Source organism: Staphylococcus argensis (genome assembly GCF_002902305.1).
Taxonomy (GTDB): Bacteria; Bacillota; Bacilli; order Staphylococcales; family Staphylococcaceae; genus Staphylococcus; species Staphylococcus argensis.
This window is the reverse complement of the sequence record NZ_PPPX01000001.1, coordinates 19819-38662: the sequence shown is the minus strand read 5'-3', so window position 1 is coordinate 38662 and position 18844 is coordinate 19819. Positions and strand designations below refer to the sequence as shown.

16 protein-coding genes and 1 other annotated feature are annotated in these 18844 nt (G+C 39.9%); of the genes, 1 reads left to right on the top strand and 15 read right to left on the bottom strand.

The genetic code is table 11. The features are described 5' to 3' along the window. Positions 1 to 378 precede the first annotated feature (378 nt). From tuf to CD039_RS00145, 5 genes are all read right to left on the bottom strand, one after another. Positions 379 to 1566 (bottom strand): elongation factor Tu, encoded by a 1188-nt coding sequence (tuf, locus tag CD039_RS00165; protein WP_002471493.1) that lies wholly within the window; start codon positions 1564 to 1566, stop codon positions 379 to 381. Positions 1567 to 1830: 264 nt separating this feature from the next. Further along, complete coding sequence (fusA, locus tag CD039_RS00160) at positions 1831 to 3918, bottom strand: elongation factor G (protein WP_103370643.1); 2088 nt, start codon at positions 3916 to 3918, stop codon at positions 1831 to 1833. A gap of 119 nt (positions 3919 to 4037) precedes the next feature. Next, the gene (rpsG, locus tag CD039_RS00155; protein WP_002471487.1) at positions 4038 to 4508 is read right to left on the bottom strand and encodes a 30S ribosomal protein S7; all 471 of its coding nucleotides are present in this window, start codon (positions 4506 to 4508) and stop codon (positions 4038 to 4040) included. 70 nt (positions 4509 to 4578) lie between these two features. Continuing rightward, on the bottom strand, positions 4579 to 5004 hold the full coding sequence (gene rpsL, locus CD039_RS00150; RefSeq protein WP_103370642.1) for a 30S ribosomal protein S12: 426 nt from the start codon (positions 5002 to 5004) through the stop codon (positions 4579 to 4581). Positions 5005 to 5098: 94 nt separating this feature from the next. Further along, on the bottom strand, positions 5099 to 5353 hold the full coding sequence (locus tag CD039_RS00145; protein WP_103370641.1) for a ribosomal L7Ae/L30e/S12e/Gadd45 family protein: 255 nt from the start codon (positions 5351 to 5353) through the stop codon (positions 5099 to 5101). Between the two features lie 268 nt (positions 5354 to 5621). Here CD039_RS00145 and CD039_RS00140 point away from each other — a divergent pair, with 268 nt between their 5' ends. Next, positions 5622 to 6269 carry an HAD family hydrolase gene (locus tag CD039_RS00140; RefSeq protein ID WP_103370640.1) on the top strand — a complete coding sequence of 216 codons (648 nt, stop codon included), beginning with the start codon at positions 5622 to 5624 and terminating at the stop codon, positions 6267 to 6269. 124 nt (positions 6270 to 6393) lie between these two features. Here the strand turns inward: CD039_RS00140 and rpoC are convergent, their stop codons facing one another. From rpoC to rpmG, 10 genes are all read right to left on the bottom strand, one after another. After that, positions 6394 to 9990, bottom strand: coding sequence for a DNA-directed RNA polymerase subunit beta' (gene rpoC, locus CD039_RS00135; protein WP_167386231.1), 3597 nt, complete (start codon positions 9988 to 9990; stop codon positions 6394 to 6396). A gap of 207 nt (positions 9991 to 10197) precedes the next feature. Then, on the bottom strand, positions 10198 to 13743 hold the full coding sequence (gene rpoB, locus CD039_RS00130) for a DNA-directed RNA polymerase subunit beta (protein ID WP_103370638.1): 3546 nt from the start codon (positions 13741 to 13743) through the stop codon (positions 10198 to 10200). A gap of 205 nt (positions 13744 to 13948) precedes the next feature. After that, on the bottom strand, positions 13949 to 14557 hold the full coding sequence (locus CD039_RS00125; RefSeq protein WP_103370637.1) for a class I SAM-dependent methyltransferase: 609 nt from the start codon (positions 14555 to 14557) through the stop codon (positions 13949 to 13951). 225 nt (positions 14558 to 14782) lie between these two features. Then, positions 14783 to 15151, bottom strand: coding sequence for a 50S ribosomal protein L7/L12 (gene rplL / locus CD039_RS00120; protein WP_002471479.1), 369 nt, complete (start codon positions 15149 to 15151; stop codon positions 14783 to 14785). A 92-nt stretch (positions 15152 to 15243) separates the two neighbouring features. Next, complete coding sequence (gene rplJ / locus CD039_RS00115) at positions 15244 to 15753, bottom strand: 50S ribosomal protein L10 (RefSeq protein WP_103370636.1); 510 nt, start codon at positions 15751 to 15753, stop codon at positions 15244 to 15246. 56 nt (positions 15754 to 15809) lie between these two features. Then, positions 15810 to 15954: a sequence feature (ribosomal protein L10 leader region), on the bottom strand. A gap of 111 nt (positions 15955 to 16065) precedes the next feature. Then, entirely contained in the window at positions 16066 to 16761 is a 696-nt protein-coding gene (rplA, locus tag CD039_RS00110) for a 50S ribosomal protein L1 (RefSeq protein WP_002471498.1), read from the bottom strand. A 337-nt stretch (positions 16762 to 17098) separates the two neighbouring features. Next, on the bottom strand, positions 17099 to 17521 hold the full coding sequence (gene rplK / locus CD039_RS00105; RefSeq protein WP_002471514.1) for a 50S ribosomal protein L11: 423 nt from the start codon (positions 17519 to 17521) through the stop codon (positions 17099 to 17101). A gap of 170 nt (positions 17522 to 17691) precedes the next feature. After that, entirely contained in the window at positions 17692 to 18240 is a 549-nt protein-coding gene (gene nusG / locus CD039_RS00100; RefSeq protein ID WP_049408642.1) for a transcription termination/antitermination protein NusG, read from the bottom strand. A gap of 14 nt (positions 18241 to 18254) precedes the next feature. Further along, entirely contained in the window at positions 18255 to 18434 is a 180-nt protein-coding gene (secE, locus tag CD039_RS00095; protein ID WP_002471485.1) for a preprotein translocase subunit SecE, read from the bottom strand. 138 nt (positions 18435 to 18572) lie between these two features. Beyond that, entirely contained in the window at positions 18573 to 18716 is a 144-nt protein-coding gene (rpmG, locus tag CD039_RS00090; RefSeq protein WP_103370635.1) for a 50S ribosomal protein L33, read from the bottom strand. Positions 18717 to 18844: the final 128 nt, after the last annotated feature.

Genomic DNA, 18844 nt, shown 5'->3' with positions numbered 1-18844 from the left:
GATTAAAGAAGGTGCAAGTGCGGACACACTTACACCCTATAAGCCCGTTTTTAGACGGTGGCTAGAATAATTTCAATAAATCATTCTAACAAAAGTTGGAATGATTTTATTTTTTTATGGTAATCATTGAGATAACTAATCCTATGAAGACTAGAATTAACATTTCAAAGTCTATCATAAGATGTAGCATTTCTTCGGTAGGAACCACTGTGTGGTGTCTCCTTTCTAAAGAATGAGATTAATGCTTTCATAGGCATCACTTTCCTTATAATAGGGAGAAGAGAAAGACCCGGAACATCACGTTCCGGGTCTTTTTAGTTATGTTTGGTCAAAAAAAAGAGCCCCCATAAAGGGAGCTCTAAAAATATATACTCGTTATTATTCTTTGATTTCAGTTACAACGCCTGAACCTACAGTACGTCCACCTTCACGGATAGAGAAACGAGTACCGTCTTCGATAGCGATTGGTGAAATTAATTCAACGTCCATTTCAACGTTGTCACCAGGCATAACCATTTCTGTACCTTCTGGTAAGTTAACTACACCAGTTACGTCAGTAGTACGGAAATAGAATTGTGGACGGTAGTTAGAGAAGAATGGAGTGTGACGTCCACCTTCATCTTTAGATAATACATAAACTTCAGCTTTGAATTTAGTGTGTGGTGTGATTGAACCAGGAGCAGCTAATACTTGACCACGTTGAACGTCTTCACGTGCAATACCACGTAATAACGCACCGATGTTGTCACCAGCTTCAGCGTAGTCTAATAACTTACGGAACATTTCTACACCAGTAACAGTTGTTTTTTGAGACTCATCAGCCATACCGATGATTTCAACTTCTTCACCAACTTTGATTTGACCACGTTCAACACGGCCTGTAGCAACAGTACCACGACCAGTGATTGAGAATACGTCCTCAACTGGCATCATGAATGGTTTGTCAGAGTCACGGTCTGGAGTTGGGATGAAGTCATCAACTGCTTGCATTAATTCTAAGATTTTGTTTTCTTGTTCTTCGTCGCCTTCTAATGCTTTTAATGCAGATCCAGCGATTACTGGTACATCGTCACCAGGGAAGTCGTATTCGCTTAATAAGTCACGAACTTCCATTTCAACTAATTCTAATAATTCTTCGTCGTCTACTTGGTCAACTTTGTTTAAGAATACAACAAGTGCTGGTACACCAACGTTACGTGATAAAAGAATGTGTTCACGAGTTTGTGGCATTGGACCGTCAGCAGCAGATACAACTAAGATACCGCCATCCATTTGAGCTGCACCAGTGATCATGTTTTTAACATAGTCAGCGTGTCCTGGGCAGTCAACGTGAGCGTAGTGACGTTTGTCAGTTTGGTACTCGATGTGAGCAGTGTTGATTGTGATACCACGTTCTTTTTCTTCTGGAGCGTTGTCAATCATGTCGTAAGATTGAGCTACAGTATCACCATTTTTTGCTAATACAGTTGCGATTGCAGCTGTTAAAGTTGTTTTACCATGGTCAACGTGACCGATAGTTCCGATATTGGCATGTTCTTTTGAGCGATCGAATTTTTCTTTAGCCATTATAGAATCTCTCCTCTTCGATAGAAAATTGTTTGTATTATTTATCTCTCATGACAGTTTCTCACCATCATGAGAATCAGCTTCCTAGGAAGAAACTATCATAAGATAGTCCTCCTAGTTCACTGTTGTTTCTAACATAGTTTAAACAAACCTATACAGTTCATTTATAATGCATTTTAACCAAAAAATCAATGCATAAAACTTTGCTCTGCCTAACGAATACAATTAGGAATAAATATGACTTTATTCAGTTGTATTCAGTTATTATTCTGCAGAACCACTGTTTTTCTTAATGATTTCATCAGCGATTGATTTAGGTACTTCTGCATAGTGATCGAAGTACATAGTGTAAGTACCGCGACCTTGAGTGTTAGAACGTAATGAAGTTGCATAACCGAACATTTCAGAAAGTGGTACGAATGCGTTAACAACTTGTGCGTTACCGCGTGGTTCCATACCATCTACACGGCCACGACGAGCTGTAACATCACCCATGATGTCGCCCATGTATTCTTCTGGCATTTCGATTGTAACTTTCATCATTGGTTCTAAGATAACCGGATCACATTTTTTAGCAGCTTCTTTAAGCGCTAATGACGCAGCGATCTTGAAGGCCATTTCAGATGAGTCGACATCGTGGTATGAACCATCGAATAATTTCGCTTTAACGTCGATTAATGGGTATCCAGCTAAGACACCATTTTCCATAGCATCTTGAAGACCTTGTTCAACTGATGGAATGTATTCACGTGGAACTACACCACCAACGATAGCGTTTTCGAATTCGAAACCTGCACCAGTTTCGTTTGGTGTGAATTCGATTTGAACGTCACCGTATTGACCACGACCACCAGATTGACGCGCGAATTTACCTTGAACTGACGCTTGTGTCTTGAATGTTTCACGGTATGAAACCATTGGCGCACCTACGTTACATTCAACGTTAAATTCTTTCTTCATACGGTCAACTAAGATGTCTAAGTGTAACTCACCCATACCGCCGATGATAACTTGTCCAGTTTCGTCGTCAGTATGCGCACGGAATGTTGGGTCTTCTTCTTGTAATTTAACTAAAGCTTGAGTCATCTTGTCTTGGTCAGCTTTAGATTTAGGTTCAACTGATAAGTGAATAACTGGCTCTGGGAATTCCATTGATTCTAAGATAATGTCATTCTTCTCGCCACATAAAGTGTCACCTGTACCAGTTTCTTTAAGACCTACAGCTGCAGCGATGTCACCAGAGTAAACTGTGTTTAACTCTTCACGGTGGTTCGCATGCATTTGAAGTAAACGACCTACACGTTCACGTTTGTTCTTACTAGAGTTCTTCACGTAAGAACCAGCGTCGAGTGTACCTGAGTACACACGGAAGAATGTTAATTTACCAACGTAAGGGTCACTCATAACTTTGAATGCTAATGCAGCGAATTCTGCATCGTCATCTGCTTTACAAACCACTTCTTCGTCTGGTTCTTCAGCACGGTGACCAACGATTGGTTTAACATCTAATGGTGATGGTAGGTAATCGATAACAGCGTCAAGCATAAGTTGAACACCTTTGTTCTTGAACGCTGAACCACAAAGAACTGGGTAGAATTCTACTTCGTTTGTTGCGTAACGAATTGCTTCTTTCAATTCGTCGATTGAGATTTCTTCGTCACCAAGATATTTTTCCATTAATTCGTCGCTGACTTCTGCAACAGCTTCGATTAATGTAGTACGAGCTTCTTCAGCTCTTTCTTTATGATCTTCAGGGATGTCGATTTCTTCAACATCTGTACCTAAGTCATTGTTGTATTTGTAGCATTTCATCTTAACTAAGTCGATGATTGCTTCGAAATCGTCTTCTGAACCAATTGGTAATTGAATTGGCGCAGCGTTAGCTTGTAAACGATCATGGATAGTGCTTACTGAGTATTCAAAGTTTGCACCTAATTTGTCCATTTTGTTTACGAACACGATACGAGGAACGCTATAAGTTGTAGCCTGACGCCAAACTGTTTCTGTTTGAGGTTCTACACCTGATTGAGCGTCAAGTACTGTAACCGCACCGTCTAACACACGTAATGAACGTTCAACTTCTACTGTGAAGTCTACGTGTCCTGGTGTGTCGATGATGTTTACACGGTGGTCATTCCATTGAGCAGTAGTGGCAGCTGATGTGATTGTAATACCACGGTCTTGCTCTTGTTCCATCCAGTCCATTTGTGAAGCACCTTCGTGTGTTTCACCAATTTTGTGGATACGGCCAGTATAGTAAAGAATACGTTCAGTCGCAGTTGTTTTACCAGCATCGATGTGGGCCATGATACCGATATTACGAGTCTTTTTTAAACTAAAATCTCTAGCCATGTATTTTTCTCCTTCCAGTATTACTGTGAATAAATACTATCCATATGGCGATGCCCTAAGCACAAGAAGGAATATACTTGTGGTATTCGCAACTGTCGCTCAGGGTCAATTTAACTATCTTACCAACGATAATGAGCAAATGCTTTGTTGGCTTCAGCCATCTTATGAACGTCTTCACGTTTCTTAACAGCGCCACCTGTGTTGTTAGCAGCATCTAAGATTTCGTTAGCTAAACGCTCTTCCATCGTTTTCTCACCACGAAGACGAGCGTAGTTGACTAACCAACGTAAACCTAATGTAGTACGACGCTCAGGGCGAACTTCTACTGGTACTTGGTAGTTAGAGCCACCTACACGGCGAGCTTTAACTTCTAATACAGGCATGATATTGTCGATAGCTTCTTCGAATACTTCCATTGCATCACGACCAGTACGTTCTTGTACTGTTTCGAATGCAGAGTATAAGATTTTTTGTGCTGTACCGCGTTTACCATCTAACATAATTTTGTTAATTAATTTAGTAACTAATTTAGAATTATGAATTGGATCTGGTAACACGTCTCTTTTTGGTACTGAACCTTTACGAGGCATATTGAGAATCCTCCCTTCCTAGTATAGTCGTAATTTCATTTTTATAATCACGATTTACGCAATCTTAAACTTATTTTTTCTTTTCGTCTTTAGGTTTCTTAGTTCCGTATAATGAACGTCCTTGTCTACGTCCATCAACACCTGAAGTATCAAGTGCACCACGAACGATATGGTAACGCACACCAGGTAAGTCTTTTACACGTCCACCACGTACAAGTACAACACTGTGTTCTTGTAAGTTGTGGCCGATACCAGGGATGTATGCGTTAACTTCGATATTGTTAGATAAACGCACACGTGTATATTTACGTAACGCGGAGTTTGGTTTTTTAGGTGTCATAGTACCAACACGAGTACAAACGCCACGTTTTTGTGGTGAGTTTAAGTCAGTAAATCTTTTCTTTTTACTGTTGAAACCTTTATTCAATGCTGGTGAATCTGATACTTTAGATTTGCTTTTTCTTGGTTTGCGCACCAATTGGTTAATAGTTGGCATTGAATGTGTCCTCCTCTCTTGTTTTATAATCCCACACATCCAGGTGGTTCATTTTTTGAGTTAAAGAAAATTTAGTAAGACTCAGCTTACTAATTCACTTCAGTAGCGCTACGACTGTAGCATCTACATTGATACCTACCTCTGATCCTAAAGCGTGCTTGCTTTCGAAATAATCAATAGGTATCGCTTTATGATTGATTCTGTTCAACACGTCCGTCAACAAATAAACTTCGACGTCTTTCGCAATAATCAATGATGTAACTTGGTCTTTGTCCAAAGCTTTAAGCGTTTGTTTCAGACCAACAACATAGCGTTGTTTGTTAAAACGTGCAACTTTTTCATTAGACATTTACATATCCTCCAAAGTTCTGCTTGCATCAACCTTAACAATAATAACATGAGTTAGATGTCCCGTCAATACAATTAGTGAATTATATTGGCTTTGTTGCTACGTTGTCTCATACTCCATTTATGTTATCAAATACGTTTGCGAAATTAAACCACCTATAGCGATTTTCTACTACTCAAATTCCTTTTCTTATATCCTAAAATGAGTGGTCTCAAATACAGACGTTTGTGTTACACTAATTCAAACAGCAAAAGGAGATTTAATCATCATGTATAAAAACTACATTTTCGACTTCGACGGAACGATCGCTGACTCAAGTCAATGCGGTGTTATCGCTACGCAACATGCTTTTAAGAAGCATAACCTCAACATTCCTAGTAAGACGACGATTCAACACTACATGGGTATTCCTATCGAAAAAAGCTTTCCAGAAATGAGCGAACAACAATTAAGTGAAGAAGCACTCTCTCAACTCATAGAAGATTTCAGAGCAGAATACAAAAATGTGGAAAATAAATATTTGACGCTATTCCCAGGCATCGAAGAGATCTTAATCAAATTACGTAATCAAGGTATTAAAATGTTTATGGTATCTAGTAAACATAGCGAAGTGATTGATCGAAACTTAACGATATTAGGTATTAAAGACTATTTCACAGAAGTAGTAGGTTCAGACAAGGTGGATAATTATAAGCCTGATCCAGAAGGTGTGAACTATATCGCTCGTGCACATCAGTTGAATAAGATGAAAACAATTTATATCGGCGATGCTATCTTTGACATTCAAATGGCTAAAGCTGCAGATATTGCTTCTTGTGCCGTAACTTGGGGCTCACACTCTTCTCGTGAATTGATGAGTCAAAATCCTACATTTATCATCCATAATGTGAACGATTTACTGACAGAAATTAAATAGTATTAAAAGTGATGAAAGCGAAAGGTTCGAAATTGAGGCCTTTCGCTTTTCTCATATATACGCAAATCTTCTTGAATGTAAAAAAGCAGCAACCCATCTACGGGCTGCTGCTTTGTCTTATATCTTATTCAGTGAATTGAACATCTTCACTTGTCATGTCAGCTTCAGATAAAGTCTTATCGTAATGAACGTCACTGTAACGTCTCATACCTGTACCAGCTGGAATCAATTTACCGATGATAACGTTCTCTTTCAAGCCGAGTAAGTTATCACGTTTACCTTTGATTGCCGCATCTGTAAGTACACGAGTTGTTTCTTGGAATGAAGCTGCTGATAAGAAGCTTTCAGTTTCAAGAGATGCTTTCGTAATACCGAGAAGTACTGGTTTAGCTGTTGCTGGACGTTTACGTTCTTGGAATGCTGCACGGTTTGCGTCAGTAAAGTTGTGAATGTCGACAAGTGAGCCTGGTAATAATCCTGTGTCACCTGCTTCGATAATACGAACTTTACGTAACATTTGACGTACCATAACTTCAACGTGTTTGTCGTCGATTTCAACACCTTGCATACGATAAACTTTTTGAACTTCTTTAAGTAAGTAGCTTTCAGTAGCGTTAAGACCTGCTACGGAGAGGTAGTGTTTAGGCTCGATAGAACCTTCTGTTAATACTTCACCACGAGCTACTTCTTGACCTTCTTCAACTTTCAATCTTGAAGTACCTGAAGCGAGATAGCTTCTTGTTTCGTTAGCACCTTTGATCACGATTTCTTGTTGACGGTCTTTCGCAAGTTTAATTTCTTCAACGACACCTTCGATTTCTGTAATCACAGCTTGACCTTTAGGATTACGCGCTTCGAAGATCTCTTGGATACGAGGTAAACCTTGAGTGATGTCACTACCTGCTACCCCACCAGTGTGGAATGTACGCATTGTAAGCTGTGTACCTGGTTCACCGATGGATTGTGCAGCGATTGTACCCACTGCTTCTCCGACTTCAACTTTTTCACCTGTTGCAAGGTTTTTACCATAACAACGTTCACATACACCGTGGCGTGTATTACAAGTGAATGCTGAGCGGATGTACATTTCAGTGATACCTGCATCAACAATCTTCTTAGCTAAATCAGAAGTGATGAGTTCGTCAGGGTGAACTAAGATTTCATCCGTTTCTGGATGACGAACTGTTTCTTTAGAATAACGTCCTTCAATACGTTCAACGAATGGTTCAATCATTTCAGTACCTTCTTTGATATCTGAAACGAGGAGACCACGGTCAGTACCACAATCTTCTTCGCGCACGATAACGTCTTGAGCAACGTCAACGAGACGACGAGTGAGGTAACCTGAGTCGGCAGTCTTAAGCGCTGTATCGGCAAGACCTTTACGCGCACCGTGTGTAGAAATGAAGTATTCTAATACGGTTAAACCTTCACGGAATGATGACGTGATAGGTAATTCGATGATCTTACCAGATGGTGCTGCCATCAGACCACGCATACCTGCAAGCTGAGTGAAGTTAGATGCGTTACCACGGGCACCAGAATCACTCATCATGAAGATAGGGTTTGTTTTTTCAAGTGATTGCATCAATTCGCCTTGGATCTTGTCTTTGGCATTTGTCCAAATTTCGACTACGGCGTTATAACGTTCATCTTCAGTAATTAAACCACGGTTGTATTGCTTAGTCACACGTTCAACTAATGCTTCACTTTCGTCTAAGATCACTTGTTTGTCAGGAAGTACCACGATGTCAGATACACCGACAGTAATACCTGCTTTAGAAGAGAATTTGAAACCGAGGTCTTTCATACGGTCAAGCATCATAGAAGTATCTGTGATGCTGAAACGATTGAAGACTTCAGCGATGATGTTACCTAAGAAGCTCTTGTTGAATGGTTCAACGAGTTCTTTATCATCGAAGTATTCTTTCAATCCGCCTTCGCCAAGTTGAGCTGGATCTACGAAGTATTTATCTGGTGTACGTACTTCGAGGTTCTCTTGACTTGGTTCGTTAATGTAGGCAAATGAATCTGGAATGATTTCGTTAAAGATAATCTTACCTACTGTTGTAGTTAAGATCTTTCTATTCTGTTCTTCAGTGAATGTTGGGTTGTTGAATGAGCTAGCGTGTACACCGATACGTGAATGTAGATGTACATAACCGTTAGCATAAGCTTTAAGTACTTCATTAGCGTCATTAAAGATTTGACCTGTATTCACTGCTTCTTTACGTTCTAACGTAATGTAATAGTTACCTAATACCATGTCTTGAGATGGTGTAACAACTGGTTTACCATCTTTAGGGTTTAGGATGTTCTGAGCAGCAAGCATGAGCATACGTGCTTCGGCTTGTGCTTCTTTAGATAATGGAACGTGAACCGCCATTTGGTCACCGTCGAAGTCAGCGTTATAAGCTGTAGTTGCGAGTGGGTGAAGACGGATCGCACGACCTTCAACTAATGTAGGTTCGAACGCTTGGATACCTAGTCTGTGTAATGTTGGCGCACGGTTTAAGAGCACTGGGTGTTCTTTGATAACGTCTTCAAGTACATCCCATACTTCATCATCCATGCGTTCAATTTTACTTTTAGCATTTTTAATATTTGTTGCGATTTCGCGTTGAACAAGCTCTTTCATCACGAATGGTTTGAAGAGTTCAAGCGCCATTTCTTTCGGTAGACCACATTGATACATCTTAAGACTTGGTCCTACTGCGATAACAGAACGACCTGAGTAGTCTACACGTTTACCGAGCAAGTTCTGACGGAAACGTCCTTGCTTACCTTTAAGCATATGAGAAAGTGATTTCAATGGACGGTTACCTGGACCAGTTACTGGACGACCACGACGACCATTATCGATGAGCGCGTCGACAGCTTCTTGTAACATACGTTTCTCGTTCTGAACGATAATGCCAGGCGCACCTAAGTCTAATAGGCGTTTCAAACGGTTGTTACGGTTGATGACACGACGATATAAATCGTTCAAGTCACTTGTTGCGAAACGACCACCATCTAATTGAACCATTGGACGAATTTCAGGTGGGATAATTGGAAGCACATCTAAGATCATCCATGCAGGATTATTACCTGAGTTTCTGAATGATTCAACGACTTCAAGACGTTTGATCGCACGAGTTAAACGTTGACCTGTAGCTGATTCTAACTCGTCACGTAACGCTTTAAGTTCACCGTCTAAATCAATTTCGTCAAGAAGATCTTGGATACCTTCAGCACCCATCTTCGCAACGAATTGACCTGGATATTTATCGTAGTATTCTCTGTACTCCGCCTCAGAGAGCAATGATTTCTTCTCTAAACCAGTTGGGCCTGGATCTACTACCACGTAAGAAGCAAAGTAGATGACTTCTTCAAGCGCACGTGGAGACATATCTAATAATAGACCCATGCGACTTGGGATACCTTTGAAGTACCAAATATGTGATACAGGTGCTGCAAGTTCAATGTGACCCATTCTTTCACGACGAACTTTAGATTTCGTTACTTCTACACCACAGCGGTCACATACCATACCTTTGTAGCGTACACGTTTGTACTTACCACAACTACATTCCCAGTCTTTCGTAGGTCCGAAGATTCGCTCACAGAATAGACCATCTTTTTCTGGTTTTAAAGTACGATAGTTAATTGTTTCTGGCTTTTTGACTTCACCGAATGACCAAGAACGAATCTTTTCAGGTGAAGCAAGTCCTATTTTCATGTAATGGAAATTATTTACATCAATCAAGGAGCCTACCTCCTTCAATATAGATTAGCTGTGCAAATTGATTGATTCCTCATTTATCTCGGAGCATACATTTCTAACCTTATGCGTTAGAGCAGCAAGTGATGGAGTTACATCAGTCTTGCCATCTCTAACGTAAATGGGTTAGTTAATGAAGCTTGCTTTAACTTATTTAAGTGACAATTAATCAGGTTTTTGAGATTCTGGAGCAGATTTTTGTTGTAAATCGACTTTGCGTTCAGCAACTTCTTCATCTTCGTTGTCATGCATGTCGATTTCATTATTCTGTTCATCCATAATCTTAACATCAAGACCTAAACTTTGTAATTCTTTCATCAATACGCGGAATGATTCAGGAACGCTTGGTTTAGTGATGTTCTCACCTTTTACAATAGACTCGTACGTTTTAACACGGCCTACTGTGTCATCTGATTTGTAAGTTAAGATTTCTTGGAGTGTATAAGCAGCACCGTATGCTTCAAGTGCCCATACCTCCATTTCACCAAAGCGTTGACCACCGAATTGAGCTTTACCACCGAGTGGTTGTTGCGTAACGAGTGAGTAAGGTCCAGTAGAACGAGCATGGAGTTTGTCGTCTACCATGTGAGCAAGTTTAAGCATGTACATAACCCCGACAGAGATACGGTTGTCGAACGGTTCACCTGTACGACCGTCGTAAAGCACTGTCTTACCGTCACGTGCCATACCTGCTTCTTCGATTGTTGACCATACGTCATCGTCGTTCGCACCATCAAATACTGGTGAAGCAACGTGAATACCTAAGTTCTTAGCAGCCATACCTAAGTGCAGCTCTAATACTTGTCCGATATTCATACGTGATGGTACACCGAGTGGGTTTAACATGATGTCAATAGGACGACCATCAGGTAAGTAAGGCATATCTTCTTCAGGAACAATCTTAGAAATAACACCTTTGTTACCGTGACGACCACACATCTTGTCACCTACGTGAATCTTACGTTTCTGAACGATATAAACACGTACGAGTTGGTTAACACCTGGAGATAATGTGTCATCTCCTTCTTCGCGGTTAAAGACTTTAACATCTAACACGATACCGCCTGCACCGTGTGGTACACGTAATGAAGTATCGCGAACTTCACGTGCTTTCTCACCAAAGATAGCGTGTAATAAACGCTCTTCGGCAGTAAGTTCAGTCACACCTTTAGGCGTTACTTTACCTACTAAGATATCTCCGTCTTTAACTTCTGCACCAACATAAACGATACCGCGTTCGTCGAGATTCTTAAGTGCATTCTCTGAAACGTTTGGAATGTCACGAGTGATCTCTTCGGGTCCGAGTTTCGTATCGCGTGCTTCAGATTCATATTCCTCAATGTGGATAGAAGTGTAAACGTCATCTTTAACTAAACGTTCACTCATGATTACGGCGTCCTCGTAGTTATAACCGTCCCAAGTCATGAAACCTACAACGACGTTACGTCCAAGCGCCATTTCACCGAGTTCCATAGATGGACCGTCAGCTAAGATTTCACCTTTGTCTACGATATCTCCAGTAGAGATAATTGGACGTTGGTTATAACAAGTACCTGAGTTTGAACGTTTAAATTTCGCTAATGGATAGCGGTCTACTTCGCCTTCGTATTCTTGACCGTCTTCTTCGATTAAACGACGAACAAGAACTTGGTTAGATTCAACATGTTCTACACGACCTCTGTGTCTTGCGATAACTGCAGCACCAGAGTCACGCGCAGCAACGTGTTCCATACCTGTACCAACAAATGGTGATTCAGGGTTCATCAATGGTACCGCTTGACGTTGCATGTTCGCACCCATTAATGCACGGTTAGAGTCGTCGTTCTCTAAGAATGGGATACATGCTGTAGCTGCTGAAACAACTTGTTTAGGAGATACGTCCATGTAGTCCATTTTTTCTTTCGCCATAACAGTGTTGTTACCGCGGAAACGACAAACAACTTCATCGTCTAAGAAGCGACCTTCTTCGTCTGTACGTGAGTTCGCTTGTGCCACTACATAGCTATCTTCTTCATCAGCAGTAAGGTAGTCGATTTGATCAGTAATCGCATTCTTTTCAATATCTACTTTACGGTATGGTGTTTCAATGAAACCAAACTCATTCACACGTGCATAGCTGGATAATGAGTTGATCAAACCGATGTTTGGTCCCTCTGGTGTCTCGATTGGACACATACGACCATAGTGAGAATAGTGTACGTCACGTACTTCCATTTGTGCACGTTCACGAGTTAAACCACCAGGTCCTAAAGCAGAAAGACGACGTTTATGCGTCAACTCAGCTAATGGGTTGGCTTGGTCCATGAATTGTGATAATTGAGAGCTACCAAAGAATTCTTTGATAGATGCAATCACTGGACGAATGTTGATGAGTTGTTGTGGAGTGATTGAATCTGTATCTTGGATTGACATTCTTTCACGTACAACACGTTCCATTCTTGATAAACCGATACGGAATTGGTTCTGTAGTAATTCACCTACTGAACGTAGACGACGGTTACCTAAGTGGTCGATATCGTCAGTGAAACCAATACCATTTAATAAGTTGAAGAAGTATGACATTGATGAAATGATGTCAGCTGGTGTAATGCATTTCACTTCTGCATCAGGGAACGCATTACCGATCAATGTTGTAGTACGACCTTCTTCGTCATTAGGTACGTAGACTTTGATAGATTGAATTTCTACTGGTTCATCTACGATACTATCTTCTAAATCGTAAACTTCACTGTTCGCGTTAGATTCAAGAACGTCCATAATTTCTTCTAATTTACGACGATCTACGACAGTGCCTTCTTCTGCTACGATTTCGCCAGATTCAGTATCTACGATAGGTTCTGCTAATTTTTGATTAAATAAACGGTGTTTTAAATGTAATTTCTTGTTAGCTTTATAACGTCCTACGCTTGCTAAGTCATAACGTTTCGGATCGAAGAAACGTGAGTAAAGAAGACTCTTAGCATTTTCAACTGTAGGTGGTTCACCTGGGCGTAAACGTTCATAAATTTCGAGTAACGCTTGGTCTGTGTTCTCAGTACCATCTTTCTCTAAAGTGTTACGTAAGTATTCACTATCGCCAAGTAAATCGATAATTTCTTGGTCGGATGAGAAACCAATAGCACGTAATAGTACTGTCAATGGAAGCTTTCTCGTTCTGTCGATACGCACGTATACGACATCTTTCGCGTCTGTTTCATACTCTAACCAAGCACCACGGTTAGGAATGATTGTCGCATCGTAGTTTGTGCGTCCATTCTTATCAATCTTCTCATTAAAGTAAACAGATGGTGAACGAACAAGTTGAGATACGATAACACGTTCAGCACCGTTGATGATAAACGTACCTGTATCTGTCATTAATGGGAAGTCACCCATGAAGACTTCTTGCTCTTTCACTTCGCCTGTTTCTTTGATAATCAAGCGCACTTTAACACGAAGAGGTGCGGCATATGTTGCATCACGGTTCTTAGATTCTTCTAAATTGTATTTAGGTTCTCCAAGACGATAATCTACGAATTCGAGAGATAGATTACCTGTAAAGTCTTCGATTGGTGAAATGTCGCGGAACATTTCAAGTAACCCTTCTTGTAAGAACCAATCATAAGATTTCGTTTGGATTTCGATTAAGTTAGGTAGTTCGAGTACCTCTGATATTCTTGCGTAGTTTCTACGTTTACGATGTCTTCCATATTGGACAAATTGACCTGCCAAACAGATTCACCCCTCAAAAATTGTGTGTCCACGTTCAATATCTTTGCTAACATGATTAGACAAAAAGAAAACGGTAGCATTTCTGATGACACCATTTTCTGTTGAACCTATTAGCAATTTACTTTGTTATTTTATACGTAAAAGTACACACTTATTGAACATAAATTTTAACATTCTATAACTATATCAGAACAAGGCGTCTAAATCAACCTTTTGAGCTCTTTAATATATAATAACCCTTGCTTTTGTCAAGTACTTCGACGTTGCCAAATACAGCTTCCATCTTCTTCTTAGCGGATGCCATTCCTTGTTTCTTCTGAATCACGACAAATAATGCCCCATCTGTCACTAGCGTACGAAACGCATCTTCGAGAATGCGATGGACCACCGACTTACCTGCACGGATAGGCGGATTCGTCACGACATAGTCTTGGCTTTCATCAGCAATATCTGCAAGCCCATCACTATAATGTATGGTTACGTTATCAAGTTGGTTAGCCTGTGCATTCTTCTTCGTGAGTTCAAGCGCACGCTGATTCACATCGACGAGCGTGACTAAATCATGTGGCGCGACTTGTGCAAACATCAACCCGATAGGTCCATAGCCACACCCCACATCTACGATACGTTTCGTCGGACCAGGTGTATGATCTTTCAAAAACGTGCGGACGAGCAGATCTGATCCGAAATCGATCTTCCCTTTCGAGAAGACGCCAGAATCCGTTGCTAGCTTTAGACTGTAGTGTTTATAAGTATAGGTAAAATGAGTGATGTCGCTCTTCACATCAGGACGTTCATCATAATAATGGCTCATGGTTGCACCTCTTTTAGTACTTTCTCAAGTGTTTACTAATAATACAAAACCCCGTTATCTCAATAACGGGGTTTTCATTTCTCAAAGTGTCAGACTAGAAATATTCTTGTTTCAGATTGAGTAGAACTACTCAGCTTGCAAGCATTCCTTGCCTGCACTCTGCGAATTCTGTTAAGACGTATTTAAAATCTCTTAGGAGATTTCGAAGACGTAAGGGCAGCAGAATTATTTTAATTCTACTGAAGCACCTACTTCTTCTAATTGTTCTTTAAGTTTTTCAGCTTCTTCTTTAGGTAAAGCTTCTTTGATTACTTTAGGAGCGCCGTCTACTAATTCTTTAGCGTCTTTTAATCCTAAGCCAGTTGCTTCTTTAACAGCTTTAACAACTTTGATCTTAGAAGAACCAGCAGAAGTTAATTCAACATCAAATTCTGTTTTTTCTTCTGCAGCGTCGCCGCCACCTGCTGCACCGCCAGCTGCTACTGGAGCTGCTGCAGTTACACCAAATTCTTCTTCAATTGCTTTAACTAAATCGTTTAATTCTAATACTGACATTTCTTTAATTGCTTCAATGATTTGTTCTTGATTAGCCATTATTTTATTCCTCCATTTTTAAAAGTTTTTCACGAAAAGATATATGTCTCTTCGTCTTAGATTAAATTGAAACGTTTATGCTTGAAACGCTATTATTCAGCGCTTTCTCCTTCTTCTTCGCGAGATTCACCCACAGCTTTAACTGCATAAGCGAAGTTGCGTACTGGTGCTTGTAATACTGAAAGAAGCATAGATACAAGACCGTCGTGAGATGGTAAAGAACCAACAGTTTTAACTTCATCTGCTGAGATTAAGCTTCCATCCATGATACCTGTCTTAATTTCGATAGCGTCGTGTTCTTTAGCGAAACCTGCGATAACTTTCGCTGGTGCAACAACATCTTCAGTTGATGTCGCTACAGCAGTTGGTCCTACTAAGAATTCGTCTAAACCATCGATACCAGCTTGTTCTGCTGCACGGCGTAACATAGTGTTTTTGTAAACTTTGTACTCAACACCTGCTTCACGTAATTGGTTACGTAATTCAGTTACTTCTGCAACAGTTAATCCACGGTAGTTGATGAAGACAGTTGAAACTGAGTTTTCCAATTGTTCAGCAATCTCAGTTACATGTTGTTTTTTAGCTTCAATAATTGCAGACATTTAGACACCTCCATTTTTAAAAGTTTTGGTGCTTTTTTATCTTGAGTTATGTAGTGAACTCAATAAAAAAAGCACTTTCTACCCACGGCAAAAAGTGCTTGAAACTTTCATTAATCACGTTCAAGTCAATTTTAGCCTCGGTAGGATAAATTTTAAGTTATTTCTAACTCCTACTGTCTTAGGTAAAATAATCACATTAACCAATATAACGGTTCGTATATACTTTGTCAATAACTATTTCCATAAAAAAGTGTTTAGCGTAAAAACAACAGGCTAAGCGCGGAAACTTTAGCCTGTTGTGACAATTTATAATTATAGTTTGAAGCTTGAAGTATCAACTTTGATACCAGGGCCCATAGTTGTTGTAACGTTTACTGATTTGAAGTAAGTACCTTTAGAAGAAGATGGTTTCGCTTTAGTTAACACATCTTGTAAAGTTCTAAAGTTCTCAACTAATTTATCAGTGTCGAATGATGCTTTACCGATTGATGCATGTACGATACCTGCTTTTTCAGCACGGTATTCAACCTTACCTGCTTTGATTTCTTCTACGGCTTTTTTAACATCCATAGTTACTGTACCTGTTTTAGGGTTTGGCATTAAGCCTTTAGGTCCTAATACGCGACCTAGTTTACCAACTTCGCCCATCATGTCAGGTGTAGCAACAACTACGTCGAAGTCGAACCAACCTTGTTGGATCTTGCTTACGTATTCAGATTCACCTACGAAATCTGCTCCTGCTTCTTCAGCTTCTGTTGCTTTGTCACCTTTCGCGAATACTAATACACGTTGAGATTTACCAGTACCGTTTGGAAGCACAACAGCGCCACGGATTTGTTGGTCGTTCTTACGTGTATCAATACCTAAACGGAACGCTACTTCTACTGATGCATCGAAGTTAGCAATATTCGTTTCTTTAGCTAATTCAATCGCTTCTTCAACACTGTAGTGCTTTTGGCGATCTACTTTTTCAGCTACTTCTTGATACTTTTTACTCTTTTTAGCCATTTCGTTTTCCTCCTTTAGTGGTTTTAGCGGAATTTCCTCCCACATTTGAGAATGAGCAATCAATCTATCGTGAGTTGATTGTCACATTCTAGTTAGGATGACGTGTGTTTCGTTGTTGTTCGCTAGAAGAACAACTTTCGTATATAGGGTCATGCCTAACGGATGATGTTCAGTGTTTCTTCTTAAACATCTGAGAGCAGACGACAAGCTATGTTCTTATGCGCTAACCTAAGTGATTGTATCGGGTTAGTGTCTTTCGCTATACCTTCAAATAAGCATAGTGTTCTTCTGATAGCTGCCATCTGCTTCTATCTTCATGTCAATTTCATTTCAATAATTATTCTACTACGATACCCATACTACGGGCAGTACCTTCAACGATACGCATAGCTGCTTCTTCACTAGCTGCATTTAAGTCTTGCATTTTAGTGTTAGCAATTTCGCGTACTTGATCTTTAGTTACTGTAGCAACTTTGTTTTTGTTAGGTTCGCCTGAACCTTTTTCAATTCCAGCTGCTTTTTTAAGTAGTACTGGCGCAGGTGGTGTCTTAGTTACGAATGTGAATGAACGGTCTTCATACACTGTAATTTCTACCGGAATAATTAATCCTGCGTCCTCTTGCGTACGTGCGTTGAATTCCTTACAGAATCCCATGATGTTCACACCTGCTTGACCTAATGCTGGACCAACTGGTGGTGCTGGGTTTGCTTTACCTGCAGGAATTTGTAATTTAACTACTTTTTCTACTTTTTTAGCCACGATGTGCACCTCCTTGATATCGTGATGTGGTCATAGGACTGAGTTTTGCCCTCCCACTCTATACATTTCGTGACGAAATGTAGCGCTCTAAAAGCGCGACCACAGTATTATAACATCAACACTAAATAAAAATCAATAGTCATTTAGTGTTGATGTGTTCTCTTTAAATATTATAACTTCTCAATTTGATCAAATTCGACTTCAACTGGCGTCTCTCTTCCGAACATGTCTACAAGCACAGTCAGTTTAAACTTGTCCGCTTCAACCTCTTCAACTTCACCTAATTGGTTCGCAAATGGACCTGAAGTGATGCGAACTTGTTCGCCGACTTCAACTTCGACATCGATCGTCTTCTCGTTCATGCCCATTTGTTTCAAGATGAAACGCGCTTCTTCTGGTAATAACGGATTAGGCTTAGAACCTGCACCAGCAGAACCGACGAAGCCAGTTACACCAGGTGTATTTCTCACAACGTACCATGAGCGATCCGTCATGATAAGTTCAACAAGTACATAACCTGGGAATGTCTTCTTCGTTTGTGTCTTCGCTTTACCGTCTTTGATTTGTGTCTCCTCTTCTTCAGGTATGACAACTCTAAATATTTGTTCTGTCATATTCATCGATTCAACACGTTTTTCTAAATTTTTCTTTACTTTATTCTCATAACCAGAATAAGTATGTACTGCATACCAACGCTTTGCGCCAACTTCTTCAGACATGTCGTCACTCCTAACTATTTAATTAACTCTATTACTTGTTTAATTCCAATATCTAATACAAAGAAGAACACTAAGAAGAATACTACTGTTGAAACAACGATGACAGTGTACTTAAACAATTCTTCTTTCGTTGGCCAACTCGTTTTTTCCATTTCAGACTTAACGCCTTGGAAGAAATTCTCTTTTTTAGCCATAACGAAACCTCCATATCCACTATATTATCGCGTAGTTACATTGACTCACATCTCGGAGATTACTTCCGCATCTTTAGAATCTCCATCACTCATGTTCTATATCGTTTCTTTATCTTTCGTATACAACACGCTTTAACATCACTTTGATTCTTTGTGAAGCGTATGTGCATTACATCGAGGACAGAATTTCTTCAACTGCAAACGCGTCTTTTGATCGCTCGTCTTATGCACATTGTAGTTTCTTGAACCACATACTTCACAACTGAGTGGAACTTTATTCAATAATCTCACCTTGCTCATTATAATACCAGTATACTATACCTAAGAAATATTGAAATTGTCAAACTTCATCCATCTTGTAGAGAAGGCTTATACAACTTCCTACGCCCTATTATAACAGACTAACATCA